The following is a 14,655-nucleotide window of genomic DNA, read 5'->3' on the forward strand; positions in this document are numbered from 1 at the left end:
ATTGGACGCGCCGTCCATCGAGGGACGACCACGGAATCCGTACCCAGTGTGACAATCCGTGGCTGCCCGATTGGTCACTTTATTGCCTTACGTCCGCGTTCAGGTTTCTTCCAGCATGTCCGGTGACCTCCGGCGCGCCAATCCGGGCGCGCCCAATCCCCCCTGGAGGCACAGTGAAAATCCGTCCCACGCGCATCCGCGGTACCGCCGCCGCGACCATGGCCGCGTCCGGGCTGCTGGCGGCCGCTCTGGCCGCCGCTCCCGCCGCGAACGCGTCGCTCGACGCGGCCGGCGCGCCCCTCGCCACCACGTCCGACACGGGCAGAGTGGCCGTGAAGCTGGCGGGGCAGCTCGGCTCCCGCACCGCCGGCGCCTATCTCGACCGGGCCACGAGCAGGCTGGTGGTCACGGTCACCGACGCCAAGGCGGCGCAGGCCGTGCGCGCCGCCGGCGCCGTCCCGAAGACCGTCACCCGCAGCGGCGCCGACCTGAAGCGGGTCATGTCCGCGCTCAAGCGCGACGCCACCGTCCCGGGGACCGCCTGGGCCGTCGACCCGGCCGCCAACCAGGTGGTCCTGACCATGGACGGGAGCGTCAAGGGCGCCGGGCTGAAGAAGGTGAAGGCCGCGGCCGCCGAACAGGGAGCGGCCGTCCGCACCGAGCGCGTCGCCGGGAAATTCCGTCCGTACGTCATCGGAGGCGACCCCATCTACTCCGGCGGCTCCCGCTGCTCGCTGGGCTTCAACGTCACGGACGGAACCGACTACTACTTCCTGACGGCGGGGCACTGCACCGCGGCGGGCACGACCTGGACCGACGGGTCGGGGACGACGCTCGGCGGCAACACCGGCAGCAGTTTCCCCGGCAACGACTACGGCATCGTCCGGTACACCTCCACCCCGGAGGACACGCGGGGCGGCGTCAGAGGCCCCGGCGGCTTCCAGGACATCACCGACGCCGGGAACCCCACCGTCGGGCAGACCGTGACCCGCAGCGGCAGCACCACCGGCGTCCACAGCGGGCAGGTCACCGCGCTCAACCAGACGGTGAACTACCAGCAGGGCAGCGTCAGCGGCCTGATCCGCACCACCGTGTGCGCCGAGCCGGGCGACAGCGGCGGCCCGCTGTTCGCCGGGTCCATCGCGCTCGGGCTGACGTCCGGAGGCAGCGGCAACTGCTCGTCCGGAGGCGTCACGTTCTTCCAGCCCGTGACCGAGGTGCTCTCGGTGTACGGGGTCGACGTCTACTAGCACCTGCCGGATCGCGGGCGATTGATCCACAACATGAAGGCGTTTCATGGTCTGACCACGGGACCACTGTCAGGGTGCCAACCACCTCGTCCCGAATTAGTCACCTTCTGCGTCTTACGCCCGCATTGACGGTTCTTACACCATGTCGGTGACCTCCGGCGCGCCACTCGGGTGCGCCCATCCCCCCGTGGAGGCACAAGTGAAGATCCGAAACAGGCGCGTCGGCGCCGTCGCCGTCACCACGGCGACCGCTGCAGTGGTGGCGGCCACCCTCGCCACCGCACCCGCCGCGTTCGCAAGCCCGGCGGCACCCGCCGCCCCCGTCGACCACGGCGCGGTCGCGTCGTCGCTCGCGCACCAGCTCGGCTCCCAGACCGCCGGCTCCTACCTCAAGGGCGGCAAGCTGGTCGTGACCGTGACCGACGCCAAGGCCGCACAGGCGGTGCGCGCCGCCGGCGCCGTCCCGAAGACCGTGGCGCGCAGCGGCGCCGACCTGAACCGGGTCATGGCCGCACTCAAGCGCGACGCCACGATCCCGGGCACCGCCTGGGCCATCGACGCGGACACCAACCAGGTGCTGCTCACGATGGACAGCACCGTCAAGGGCGCCGCTCTCAAGAAGGTGCAGGCCGCCGCCGCCGAGCACGGCGCCGCCGTCCGCACCGAGCGCGTCGCCGGGAAGTTCCAGAAGTTCACCCTCGGCGGCGAGGCCATCTACGCCGGCGGCTCCCGCTGCTCGCTCGGCTTCAACGTACGGAGTGGCAGCACGTACTACTTCGTCACGGCCGGGCACTGCACCAACATCAGCTCGACCTGGACCGACAGGTCGGGGCGGACGCTGGGCCGGGTCGTGGCCAGCAGCTTCCCCGGCAACGACTACGGGGTCGTGCAGTACAGCTCGACGCCCACCGACACGCGCGGCGCCGTCAGCCTGTACAGCGGCACCCACGACATCACCCGCTCCGGGAACGCCACGGTCGGGCAGACCGTGTACCGCAGCGGCAGCACCACCGGCCTGCACAACGGCCGGGTCACCGCCCTCAACCAGACCGTCAACTACTCCCAGGGGTCGGTGTCCGGCCTGATCCGCACCACCGTGTGCGCCGAGCCCGGCGACAGCGGCGGCGCCCTGTTCGCTCCCAACACGGCGCTCGGCCTGACCTCCGGCGGCAGCGGCAACTGCAGCTGGGGCGGGACGACGTTCTTCCAGCCCGTCAGCGAGGTGCTCAACCGCTACGGCCTGAGCGTCTACTGACCGACACCCGACAGAGGCGGGCCGCCCCGGACCATCGCTCCCGCGGGGCGGCCCGCCGCCGTCCGGGTCAGGGGACGGCGGGGACCTCGAGGGTGCGGAGGATCTCCGCGATGACGTCCGGCTGCCGGTCCGTCAGGTAGAAGTGCCCGCCCGGCAGGGTCCTGAGCGCGAAGCGCCCGTCGGTGACCCGCGCCCAGCCCGCGGCCTGCTCCTCGGACACGTGCGTGTCGGCGTCCCCGATGATCGCGGTGATCGGGACGGTCAGCCGCGTGCCGGGCCGGTGGGCGTAGTCCTCGATCATCCGGAAGTCGTTGCGCACGTACGGCAGGACGAGTTCGCGCAGCTCGGGGTCCTGCAGGGCCTCGGCGTCGCTGCCGCCGAGGTTCACCATCTCGGCGACCACGCCGTCGTCGTCCCTGTCGGCGACGCGGTCGTCGCCGCGGTCGTGCGGCGGGCGGGCGCCGGAGGCGAACACGTGCACCGGGGCGCTGCCGCGCTCCTGCAGCAGCCGCGCCACCTCGTAGGCCAGGACGGCTCCCATGCTGTGCCCGAACAGGGCGGCGGGGCGGTCCATCAGCGGCGCCATCGCACCGGCGATGAGGCGGGCGAGCTGGTGGGCGTCGGTGACCATCGCGTCGGCCATCCGGTCGGCGCGGCCCGGGTACTGGACGGCGTGCACCTCGACGGCCGGGCTGATCTCCTTGGCCCACGGCCGGTAGAACACCGCCGACCCGCCCGCGTGCGGCAGGCAGAACAGCCGCATCGACGCCCACGGACGGTTCTCGGTGCAGCGGAACCAGGTCAAGTGATCAACTCCTCCTGCTCGTGGCGGCGGGAGGCCACGCGCGGATCGTGCGGCAGCGGCCACGGCGCGGCCCGCGGGTCCGGGACGAGCTTGGGCGCGGTGGTCTCCGCGGCCACCTTAAAGCCCCGGCGCCGGTAGTTCGCGATCGCGTTCGGGTGGTCGAGGCTGCTGGTGCGCAGCCACACCCGGGTGGCGGGGCCGCCGTCGAGGGCCCACAGCTCGCCGCGCTGCCAGGCGCGGCGGGTGCACTGCTCGACGAGGTAGCCGCCGTAGCCGCGGCCCACGAACGCGTGCGTGAGGCCGACGAGGTGGATCTCGGTGTCCCCGCCCGGCTGCGCCTCGATCTCGAAGAAGCCCGCGATGGTGCCCTCGGCCATGGCGATCCAGGTGGACAGCTCGGGCCGCTCCACCCACGCCCGCCAGTCGGCGTGCGTCCACGGGAACCGGTCCGTCCAGCAGACGCGGGCGCCGACGGCCGCGTACATGGCGCGGTTGACCTCGGGCGACGGCCGCCCGGCGAGCGTGAACGTCATCTCGACGCCCGGCAGCGGCGCGGGACGCAGGTCCGCCGCGTCGAGCATCTCCATCGTCCACTCGGTGACCGCCGGGACCGCGATCGCGTCCCCGCGGAACGCCGGCGGGCCGCCGTCATTCACCCATGGCCTCGATGAGGCTCTTGGGGCGCATGTCGGTCCAGTTGTCGTTGATGTAGTCCAGGCACGCCTGCCGGGTGTCCTCGTCCTTGGCCACCGTCCAGCCGGCGGGGACCTCGGCGAACGACGGCCACAGCGAATGCTGCCCCTCGTCGTTGACGAGGACGACGTAGGTGGCGTCGGGGTCCTCGAAGGGGTTGGTCATCTCTGGTTCCCTTTCACTGCGTGCTCTGTAGTTTGTCGAGCTTGGCGGCAAGGACGGCGCCCATCTCGGCGGCCGGGCCCGGCTCCATGAGCAGATGGTGGTCGACGTCGACGGGGTAGTCCTCGATCTCGCCCTCGACGAGGGGGCCCCAGTTCGACCGTGCGGTGGGCGAGTCGCCGGTGCGGCCCTGGAGCGCGGTGAAGAAGACGATGTCGCCGCGGAACCGTCCGGGCCGGTACTCCTCGGCCTGCCGGAGGCCGTTCTCGTAGTTGCGGTAGACGTTGACCAGGTCGTCCTCGCCGAGGGTCGCGAGGGCGTCGTCGCGTGCGGCGAGCACCGCCATGATCTGCTCCATGTCGGGGTTGCCGTCGGCGGCGATCATGCCGGCGTCGATGCCGATGCTCTCCAGAAGCTCGGGGAGGATCTCGCGCCGCTCCGATTCGAGGTCCTGGGTGTGGTACGCGTCGATGAGGGTGAGCAGCCCGACCCGTTCTCCGGCGGCCTGGAGCCGGACGGCCATCTCGTAGGCGATGAGCCCGCCGAGCGACCAGCCCGCGAGGTTGTAGGGGCCGGACGGCTGGACGGCGCGGATCTGCTCCAGATAGTCCTCGGCCGCCTCCTCGACGGTGCCGGGCAGCTCCGGCCGCGTGAAACCGGCGGCCTGGAGCCCGTACATCGGCTGGTCGGGGGCGAGGTGCCGCTGGAACTGCAGGTAGCTCCACGACAGGCCGCCCGCCGGGTGGACGAAGAAGACCGGCGGGCGGGTCCCGGACGTCCGGATGGGCAGCAGCATCTCGAACCCGAGCCGGTCCTCGGGCCCGCCGGCCCGCGTGAGGGCCTCGACCGTCTGGTGGGTGAACACGTCGCGGGGGGTCAGCTCGAAGTCCGCCCGCCGGGCCCGCGTGACGAGCTTCAGCGCGGCGATGCTGTCGCCGCCGAGGTCGAAGAAGCTGACGTCGGCGCCGACGCGGTCGAGGCCGAGGACGTCGGCGACGATGGCGCAGAGCCGCTCCTCCTCGGGTGTGCGGGGTTCGCGTCCGGCGGCGGCCTCGCCGTAGTCGGGGGCGGGCAGGGCGCGCCGGTCGAGCTTGCCGGTCGGGCCGATCGGGAACGTGTCGAGCCGGACGAACGCGGCGGGCACCATGTACTCGGGCACCCGGGCGGCGACGAACTCGCGCAGGCCGTCCACACCGCGTCCCCCACCGGCGGGTTCAGCGGGGTCGTCCCCCCTGGAGGGCGGGGTTTCCGCGATGACGTAGGCGACGAGGGCCTTGACGCCGGGGGTGTCCTCGCGGGCGATGACGGCGACGTTCGCGACGGCCGGGTGGGCGGCGACGGCGGCCTCGATCTCGCCCAGCTCGATCCGGAAGCCGCGGACCTTGACCTGGAAGTCGACGCGGTCGACGTATTCGAGGGCGCCGTCCGCCCGCCACCGGACGAGGTCGCCGGTGCGGTACATGCGGCCGCCGGGTGCGCCGAACGGGTCGGCGACGTAGCGTTCGCCGGTCAGGGAGGGCCGCCGCAGGTAGCCGCGGCCGAGGCCCGCGCCCGCGATGTAGGCCTCGCCGACCACGCCGGGCGGGACGGGACGCAGCCCCTCGTCCAGCACGTACACGCGCATGTCGTCGAAGGGGCGGCCCAGCCCCGGGGTCGTCTCGGACGGGTCGGCGAGCGGGGCGCGCTGCGCCGAGTACGTCGTGTACGTGGTGGCCTCGGTGGGGCCGTACACGTGGCCGACCTCGGTGTCGGGGCACGCGGCGAGGACCTTGCGCATCGCGGCCGGTGATCCGGCCTCCCCGCCGGTCAGCACCTCGCGGAGCCGCGCGAACGCCTGCGGGCGCTCGTCCGCGACGAGGTTGAACAGGGTCGTGGTGATGAAGAGGCCGGTGAGGTCCTCCTCGGCGATGACCGTTTCGAGGGCCTCGCCGTTCAGATGCCCGGGAGGCGCGAACACGGCCGTGCCGCCGTGCAGCAGCGGCGTCCACAGCTCGTAGATGGACGCGTCGAACGCGTGCGGCGAGTGGACGAGCACCCGGTCGTGCGCCCCGCCCCTGAGCCGGCCGTCGGTGGCGAGGTCGACGGCGTCGCGGTGGCGGAGCATGACGCCCTTGGGCACGCCCGTCGAGCCGGACGTGAACAGCACGCAGGCGAGATGGTCGGGATGGCACCGCACGCCCGGGTCGGTGCCGGGCAGTGCGGCCGTCTCGGGGTCGTCGTCCACGACGAGGATCCGCGCCGGCGTGTCGAGGCCGGCGACGCGGTCGCGCATGGCGGCGTCGACGACCAGGACGGGCGCACCGACCTCGGCGACCGCCCACGCCATCCGCTCCGGCGGGTAGCCGTGGTGGATCGGCGCGTACGCGCCGCCCGCCTTGAGGATCGCGAGCGACACCACGGCGACGTCGGCGGACCGTTCGAGGAGGACGGCGACCGGCGTGTCCGCCGCGACCCCGAGCCCGATGAGGCGGTGCGCCAGCCGGTTCGCCCGCGCGTCCAGTTCGGCGTAGGTGACGGTCTCCCCTCCGGCGCGGACGGCCGGGGCGGCGGGCGTGCGGGCCAGCTGCTCCGCGAAGCGGCCCGTGACGGTGCCCGGGGTCCGGTCCGTCGCCGGTCCCTGCCAGGTCTCCAGGACGTGTTCGCGTTCGTCGTCGTCCAGGACGTCGATGCGGCCCAGCGGCAGGTCGGGGCGGTGGGCGACGGCCTCCAGGATGCGGATGAAGCGGCGCATCAGGCGTTGCGCGTCGTCCTCGGTGAACAGGTCGGCGCGGTGGTCGATGCGCAGGGACAGGCCGCGGCCGGGGACGGCGGCGAAGGTCAGCGGGTAGTGGGACGCGTCGTATCCGTCCACGTCGTGGAGGGACAGGCCGCCGAGGTCGGCGCCGGCGGCGTCCGGGTCGAACGGGTAGTTCTCCAGCACGGTCATCGTGTCGAAGAGGGTGCCGGTGCCGTTGAGGCGCTGGATGTCGGCCAGGCCGAGGTGGTGGTGCGGCATCAGCGCGGCCTGCTCGTCCTGGAGGCGGATCAGCGCATCGGCGACGGTGTCGGCGGGCCGGACGCGGACGCGGATCGGCAGCGTGTTGATGAACAGGCCGATCATCTGCTCGACGCCGGGGAGTTCCGGTGGACGGCCGGACACGGCGGCGCCGAACACGACATCGGTCGAGCCGGTGAGGCGGCCGAGCAGCGTGCCCCACGCGAGTTGCAGGACGGTGTTGAGGGTGACGCCCTGGGCGCGGGCGCGCGCGCTGAGCGCCGAGGTGAGGGCCTCGGTGAGGCGGGTCCGGACCCGTCCGGGCGTGTCCGCGCCGGGCTCGGGTGCGCCCGGCGCCACGAGGGTGGGTTCGTGGACGCCGTCGAGGGAGCGGCGCCAGGCGTCCTCGGCGGCGGCGCGGTCCTGGGCGGCGAGCCACGCCAGGTAGTTCTTGTACGGGGTGACGCGCGGCATCCCGGCGTCGTCGCCCCCGGCCAGGTAGAGCGCGAACAGTTCCGTTTGCAGGACGGGCGTGGACCAGCCGTCCAGCAGGATGTGGTGGTTGGTGAACACCATGCGGTGCAGGCCGTCCGCGAGCCTGATCAGCAGGAAGCGCAGCAGCGGCGGTTTCGTCATGTCGAACGGCCGGGCGCGTTCGGCGTCGACCAGCTCCCGCGCCTTCGCCTCGCGTTCGGCCTCCGGCAGGGCGGACAGGTCGGCGTCGTCCCACGGGAGGCGGACCTCGCGGTGCACGACCTGGACCGGTGACCCCTCCTTGCGCTGCCGGAAACCGGCCCGCAGGTTGGCGTGCCGCCGCAGGAGCGTCGCGGCGGCGGCCTTCAGGGCGTCCGCGTCGAGGGGGCCGCGCAGGTCGAACACGATCTGCGCGGTGTACACGTCCCCTCTGGTCGCGCTCGCCTGCCCACTCGTTCCTCGCTCCGCCGCTCGCCGCTCCACAGGCCCCGAGTCGTACAGCGCGTGGAAGAAGAGCCCCTGCTGCAACGGGGACAGCGGGAGGATGTCCTCAAGCTGCGACTTGCTCAATCCAGCTCCCATTCGCCGTCGAGCTCGGCGGCGAGCTCGTCGATCTCGTCCTGGCTGACGTCCACCAGCGACAGGTCGGACGGGGTGAACCCGCCGACGGGCCCGTCGGACGCGCCGTCCACGACGTGCGCGACCAGGCCGCGCAGCGCCGCGTACCAGCGCTCGGCGAGGTCCGCGATCGCGGCCTCGTCGAACAGTCCGCCCGCCCACGTCCACGTCGCGGACAGCTCGGGGCCGTCCGGCAGGTCGCGGGTGTGCGCGTTGACCTCGATGGCGTGGACGAGGCCGAGCGCGTCGTCCTGCCCGGTGCCGAGGGCGTCGCCGTCGGCCTGTCCCGCCGGACCCCAGTCGGTGGCCTCGGGCGCGGCGGACCGGCCGAGGTAGTTGAACGCGATCTGCGGATGCCCGGTGAGGCGCGCGCCCGCCGCGGGGTCGAGGTAGCGCAGGAGGCCGTACCCGATGCCGTTGTCGGGGATCTCGCGGAGCTGCTCCTTGACCCGCTTCAGCGCCGTCCCGACGGCCTGGCCGCCCTCGCGGACGTCGGCGGGCTCGACCCATCCGGCGTCGAGCCGCACCGGGTAGATCGAGGTGAACCAGCCGGCGGTGCGCGACAGGTCCACGCCGGGGACGATCTCCTCGCGGCCATGCCCTTCGAGGTCGATGAGGACGGCCGTCTCGTCGCAGGTGCCGCGTTCGCGCCGCCATTCGGCGACGGCCAGGGCGAGGCCGGTGAGCAGCACGTCGTTGACCCGCCCGTGGAAGGCGGCCGGGACGTCGGCGAGGAGCGGCGCGGTGACGTCGGCGGGCAGGTCGAGCGTGCGGTGCCGCGCCGTCCCGAACGTGTCGGCCGCGGGGTCGAGCGGGCGGGGCCCGAGGACCGGGTCGGGGGTGGCGAGGATGTCGTCCCACAGCGGCAGCTCCGCCGTGCGGGCCGGGTCGGACGCCTCGGCGGCGAGGCGCTGCGCCCAGCGGCGGAACGACGTCGGGACGGGGTCGAGGTCTCCCCCGCCCCACGCGGCGACCAGGTCGGGCAGGATGATCCGCCATGACACGCCGTCCACGGCGAGGTGGTGGAGGGTGAGCAGCAGACGACCGGATTCGGCGGGGCCGGCGTCGAACCAGACGAGCTGCGCCATCGTCCCGGCGGCCGGGTCGAGGCGGCGGCGGGCGGCCTCGGCCTCGGCGGCGAGGACGGCGCGGAGCCCGCCGGTGTCCAGGCCGGCGACGTCCACGCGGCGGACGAGCGCCGCCGCGTCGACCGTGCCGGGTTCGGCGACCTCGAACTCGGTGCCTCTGTTGTCCGCGGCCTGCGAGCCGTCGGCGTCGGCGTCGGCGTGCATGCGGAGCCGGAGCATGTCGTGGTGGTCCAGGACGGTCTGCAGCGCGGCGGTGAGCCTCTCCACGCCCAGGTCCGGCGGGACCTGGAGCAGCATCCGCTGGCTGTAGCCGCCGACCGGGCCGTTCAGGTCCTGGAACCAGCGCATGATCGGCGTGGCGGGGACCTGGCCGATGCCGGCGCCGGGGGCCTCGGCGTCGACCCGTTCGCCTTCGCCCACCGGACGCGCGGTCGCGGCCAGTTCCTCGACGGTCTGGTGCTGGAACACCTCGCGCGGTGTGATGACCAGGCCGGACTGGCGGGCGCGGGAGACGAGCTGGATCGCGATGATGGAGTCGCCGCCCAGGTCGAAGAACCCGTCGCCGACCCCGACCCGTTCCAGGCCGAGGACCTCGGCGAACAGGCCCGCGAGGACCTCCTCTTCGGACGTGCGGGGCGCGCGGGAGGACACCTTGGCCGCGAAGTCCGGCGCGGGCAGAGCCTTGCGGTCCAGCTTGCCGTTGACCGTCAGCGGCAGAGCGTCCAACTCGACCACGGCCGCCGGAACCATGTAGTCGGGCAGGTCCTGACCGGCGAACCGGCGCAACTCCGACGCATCGACACCGCTCCCGGCCACATAGGCGACCAGGCGGTCGTCCCGGACGACCACCGCGGCGTCCCGGACGGCCTCGTGCCGGGTCAGGACCGCCTGGATCTCGCCCAGCTCGATCCGGAACCCGCGCAGCTGCACCTGCTGGTCGGCGCGTCCCAGGTATTCGAGCGTCCCGTCGCGGCGCCAGCGGCCGACGTCGCCGGTCCGGTACATGCGGGTACCGGGCCTGCCGTGCGGGTCGGCGACGAACCGCTCGGCGGACAGGCCCGGACGGTTGAGGTAACCGCGCGCCAGCCCCGCGCCCGCGACGTACAACTCCCCCGCCACACCCGGCGGTACGGGCTGCAGACGATCGTCCAGGACGTAGACGCGCAGATCCGGGATGCCCACGCCGATGACGCTGCCCGCCGCAGTCGCCGCATACGCCCGGTCAAGAGCGACGTAGGACACATGCACCGTGGTCTCGGTGATCCCGTACATGTTGACCAGCGTCGGCGCATCCTCCGGGTGCCGCGAGTACCAGTCCTCCAGACGCCCCAGTTCCAGCGCCTCGCCACCGAACACCACGTAGCGCAACGCAAGATCGGTGCCCGGGTTCTCCTTGTCGGCCGCCATCAACTGGTAGAACGCCGACGGAGTCTGGTTCAAAACGGTGACACGCTCGTCCGACAGCAGCTTCAAGAACTCCTGCGGCGAACGCGACGTCATGTACGGCACGACCACCAGACGACCGCCGTACAGCAGCGAACCCCACAACTCCCACACCGAGAAATCGAACGCGTACGAGTGGAACAACGTCCACACGTCATCCACGCCGAACCCGAACCACCCCTCCGTCGAACGCAGCAGCCGCACCACATTCTGATGCGGAACCACCACACCCTTCGGACGCCCCGTCGAACCCGACGTATAGATCACATACGCCGGATGGTCCGGATCGATGGCGACACCCGGGTCGCCATCGTCGTAACCGAACGCGTCCAGATCGTCCGGGCCGAGAGTGAGGGCGGGCTCGGCGTCCCCGACCATGTACTCAATGCGGTCTGCCGGATAGTCCGGGTCGATCGGAACATACGCCGCACCCGCCTTCAGCACCGCCAGAATCGCCACGACCAGATCCGCCGAACGCGGCAACGACAACGCCACGAACCGCTCCGGCCCCACACCCTGCTCGATGAGCCGATGCGCAAGACGGTTCGCCCTCGCGTTCACCTCGCCATACGCCCACGTCACACCATCGAACGTCACCGCCGGCGCATCCGGACGAGCCGCCGCCTGCGCCTCGAACAACGCCGGGATGGTCGTCCGCTCGACGTCGCCGCCCTTGCCTCCGGCCCACCTGCGCAGCAGTGTCCGGCGCTCGCCGCCGCTCAGGATCTCGGCGGCGCCGATGGACGCGTCCGGGTCGGCGATCAGTTCGCGGACGAGCCGTTCGAAGCGGGCGGCGATGGTCTCGGCGGTGCCGGGGTCGAAGAGGTCGAGGGCGTATTCGAGACCGGCCTCGATCCCGGCGGGCGCGCCGTCGTCGCCGTGCCGTTCCTCCAGGTAGAGGGACAGGTCGTACTTGGCGGCGCCCGATCCGAGGGGTTCGGCGCCTCCGCTGAGCCCGTCCAGCTCAAGGCGGGCCTCGGGGTTGTTCTGGAACGACAGGACGACCTGGAACAGCGGGTGCCGGGCCATCGACCTGGCCGGGTTGAGCACCTCGACGAGCCGCTCGAACGGAAGGTCCTGGTGCCCGTAGGCCGCGAGGTCGGTCTCCTTCACCCGCCCGATCAGGTCGCGGAACGACGGGTCCCCGGACGTGTCGGTGCGCAGGACGAGCATGTTGACGAACATGCCGACGAGATCGTCGAGCGCCTCGTCGGTGCGGCCCGCGATCGGCGACCCGATCGGCACGTCCGTCCCGGCGCCGAGGCGGGTGAGGAGCGCGGCGTAGGCGGCCTGCATGACCATGAACAGGCTCGCGCCGCTCTCGCGGGCCAGGCCCAGCAGCCCGGCGTGGAGTTCGGCGTCCAGCTCGAACGTGTGCGTCGCGCCCCGGTAGGTGGCCTCCGGCGGGCGCGGCCGGTCGGCGGGCAGCGCGAGTTCCTCCGGGAGCCCGGCGAGAGCGTCCTTCCAGTAGGCGATCTGCTTGGAGATCAGGCTGCCGGGGTCGTCCTCGGAGCCGAACAGCTCGCGCTGCCAGAGCGTGTAGTCGGCGTACTGGACCGGCAGCGGCGCCCACTGCGGCGCCTTCCCGTCGGCGCGGGCCGCGTAGGCGAGGATCACGTCGCGGGCGAGCGGCGCCATCGACCAGCCGTCCGCCGCGATGTGGTGCAGGACGAGCATCAGGACGTGCGTGTCGCCGCCGAGCGCGAACAGCCGGGCCCGCAGCGGCGGCTCGACGGACAGGTCGAAACCCTGCCCGACGGAGGCGGCGAGGGCCGTCGGCAGCGCGGCCTCGCCGGTTTCGGTGATGTCGAGCCGGGGCCGGGCGGCGGCCGGGTCGAGGACGAGCTGGCGGGCGGTGCCCGACCCGTCCGGGAAGATCGTGCGGAGCGACTCGTGCCGGGCCACGACGTCGGCGAGCGCGTCGCGGAGCGCGCCGAAGTCGAGGGCCCCGTCGAGCCGGAGCGCGACCGGCATGTTGAACGTCGCGGAGGCGCCTTCGAGGCGGTTGAGGAACCAGAGCCGCTGCTGCGCGTACGACAGCGGCACGACGCCGGGCCGTTCGGCGCGGACCAGCGGCGGGCGGACGTCGCCGGCGGCGTCGGCGAGCCGTTCGGCGAGGCCCGCGGCGGTCGGCGCCTCGAACAGCGCGCGGACGGGAAGCTCCACGCCCAGCGCGGAGCGGATCCTGCTGACGAGGCGGGTGGCGGTGAGCGAGTCGCCGCCGAGGTCGAAGAACCCGTCGTCCACGCCGACCCTCGGCACGCGGTTCACGCTGGGGGGCGACCCCCCAGACCCCCCGGCGACTCCACCGAGGATCTCGGCGAACAGGCCGCAGAGGATCTCCTCCTGCGGGGAGCGCGGTGCGCGGCTGACGGACGCGCCGGTGTCGGGCGCCGGGAGCGCGGCCCGGTCCAGCTTGCCGTTCACGGTGAGCGGCAGCGCGTCCAGGACGGTGAACGACGGGACCATGTAGTCGGGCAGCCGCTCCGCCGCGAACCGCCGCACCGCCGCGACGTCGATGCCGCCACCGGCACCGGTGCCGACGAGGTAGGCGGCGAGGCGCCGGTCTCCGGGACGGTTCTCGCGGACGACGACGGCGGCCTGCGCGACGCCCGCGCATCCGGCGAGGACGTTCTCGATCTCGCCGGGCTCGACCCGGAAGCCGCGGATCTTGACCTGGTCGTCGGTGCGGCCGAGGTACTCGATCGTCCCGTCCGGCAGCCACCGGGCCAGGTCGCCGGTGCGGTACATGCGGTCGCCGGGCGCACCGAACGGGTCGGCGACGAACCGCTCGGCGGTCAGGCCGGGACGGCCGAGGTAGCCGCGGGCGAGCTGCGCGCCCGCGAGGTACAGCTCGCCGGGGACGCCGGCGGGGGCCGGCTGGAGCGCGGTGTCCAGGACGTAGGAGCGGACGTTGCGGTAGGGGCCGCCGACCGACGGGCGCTCGCGGTCCGCGACGACCTGGTTCATGGTGTCGATCGTGGACTCGGTCGGCCCGTAGAGGTTGCGCGCGGTGATGCCGGGGATCGCGCGCAGGTCCGTCCACAGGGCCTCGCCCATGGCCTCGCCGCCGAGGAGGAGCTGCGTCGGCAGGTGCCGTCCGTCATCGTTCAGCAGGCCCGCTTCGCGCAGCGAGCTGAAGTGCGACGGGGTCGTGTTCACCAGGTCGATCTGCGCGCGCGCCACGTACGCGGTGTACGCCTCGACATCGCGGCGGGTTTCGTCGTCGATGAGGTGCAGCTCGTGGCCGTACATCATCCACAGCAGGCCCATCCAGGACGTGTCGAACGAGAACGACGCCAGGTGTGCGAACCGCATCCTGCGCCCGCCGGCGGCCTCGATCGCGGGATCGATGAACGCGTCCCGGTGCGTCTCGAAGTAGTTCAGCAGGCCCGCGTGCGGAATGGTCACGCCCTTGGGGCGGCCGGTCGAGCCCGACGTGTAGATGACATAGGCGGCGTTGCCCGTTCGCAGCGGCCTCACGCGGTCGGCGTCGGCGGGGTCGTGCGCGGGCCGTCCGGTCGTGTCCGGGAAGGCGCCGGCCCTGATGGTGAGGGCCGGCCGGCAGTCGTCCAGCATGTAGGCGACGCGGTCGGGCGGGTACTCGGGGTCGACCGGGACATAGGCGGCGCCGGCCTTCAGCACGCCCATGATCGCCACGACGATCTCGGGCGTGCGCGGAAGGACGAGCGCGACGCGGTCCTCCGGGCCGATCCCGCGTGCGATGAGTTCGTGCGCGAGGCGGTTGGCGCGCTCGTTCAGCTCCGCGTAGGTGAGGCGGACCCCGCCGCACACGAGGGCCGTTTCGCCGGGGGTGCGGGCCGCCTGCCGCTCCAGCATGGCCGGGAGCGTGCCGGACGGGACGTCGCCGCCCGTGTCGTTCCAGGCCGCGA

General features: G+C 72.9%; 7 protein-coding genes and 1 pseudogene. 2 read left to right on the top strand and 6 right to left on the bottom strand.

Annotation, left to right across the window (positions count from 1 at the left end):
- Nucleotides 1-173 precede the first annotated feature (173 nt).
- Both ACGFK0_RS00825 and ACGFK0_RS00830 read left to right on the top strand, forming a co-directional pair.
- A complete protein-coding gene (locus tag ACGFK0_RS00825) occupies nt 174-1,250 on the top strand; it encodes a S1 family peptidase (protein ID WP_392898094.1) in 1,077 nt (358 codons plus the stop codon).
- A gap of 199 nt (nt 1,251-1,449) precedes the next feature.
- Entirely contained in the window at nt 1,450-2,505 is a 1,056-nt protein-coding gene (locus ACGFK0_RS00830; protein ID WP_392898097.1) for a S1 family peptidase, read from the top strand.
- A gap of 67 nt (nt 2,506-2,572) precedes the next feature.
- Here the strand turns inward: ACGFK0_RS00830 and ACGFK0_RS00835 are convergent, their stop codons facing one another.
- From ACGFK0_RS00835 to ACGFK0_RS00860, 6 genes and pseudogenes are all read right to left on the bottom strand, one after another.
- Nucleotides 2,573-3,310 carry a thioesterase II family protein gene (locus ACGFK0_RS00835; protein ID WP_392898100.1) on the bottom strand — a complete coding sequence of 246 codons (738 nt, stop codon included), beginning with the start codon at nt 3,308-3,310 and terminating at the stop codon, nt 2,573-2,575.
- Complete coding sequence (locus tag ACGFK0_RS00840; protein WP_392898102.1) at nt 3,307-3,966, bottom strand: GNAT family N-acetyltransferase; 660 nt, start codon at nt 3,964-3,966, stop codon at nt 3,307-3,309. The genes ACGFK0_RS00835 and ACGFK0_RS00840 overlap by 4 nt, the downstream gene beginning before the upstream one ends.
- Nucleotides 3,959-4,168 (bottom strand): MbtH family protein, encoded by a 210-nt coding sequence (locus ACGFK0_RS00845; RefSeq protein ID WP_392898104.1) that lies wholly within the window; start codon nt 4,166-4,168, stop codon nt 3,959-3,961. The genes ACGFK0_RS00840 and ACGFK0_RS00845 overlap by 8 nt, the downstream gene beginning before the upstream one ends.
- Before the next feature lie 13 nt (nt 4,169-4,181).
- Nucleotides 4,182-8,183 carry an amino acid adenylation domain-containing protein gene (locus ACGFK0_RS00850; protein ID WP_392898106.1) on the bottom strand — a complete coding sequence of 1,334 codons (4,002 nt, stop codon included), beginning with the start codon at nt 8,181-8,183 and terminating at the stop codon, nt 4,182-4,184.
- Nucleotides 8,180-13,189 (bottom strand): amino acid adenylation domain-containing protein, encoded by a 5,010-nt coding sequence (locus ACGFK0_RS00855; RefSeq protein WP_392899562.1) that lies wholly within the window; start codon nt 13,187-13,189, stop codon nt 8,180-8,182. Before ACGFK0_RS00855 ends, ACGFK0_RS00850 begins: the two co-directional genes overlap by 4 nt.
- A pseudogene (locus ACGFK0_RS00860) lies at nt 13,190-14,602 on the bottom strand (amino acid adenylation domain-containing protein); the annotation flags it as partial.
- Nucleotides 14,603-14,655 lie beyond the last annotated feature (53 nt).

Origin of the sequence: Spirillospora sp. NPDC048823, from assembly GCF_043198445.1 — a bacterium.
Classification (GTDB): domain Bacteria; phylum Actinomycetota; class Actinomycetes; order Streptosporangiales; family Streptosporangiaceae; genus Spirillospora.

Coding starts and splice junctions, on each gene's coding strand:
- ACGFK0_RS00845 (WP_392898104.1), bottom strand. CDS start 4,168: ATGACCAACCCCTTCGAGGACCCCGACGCCACCTACGTCGTCCTCGTC.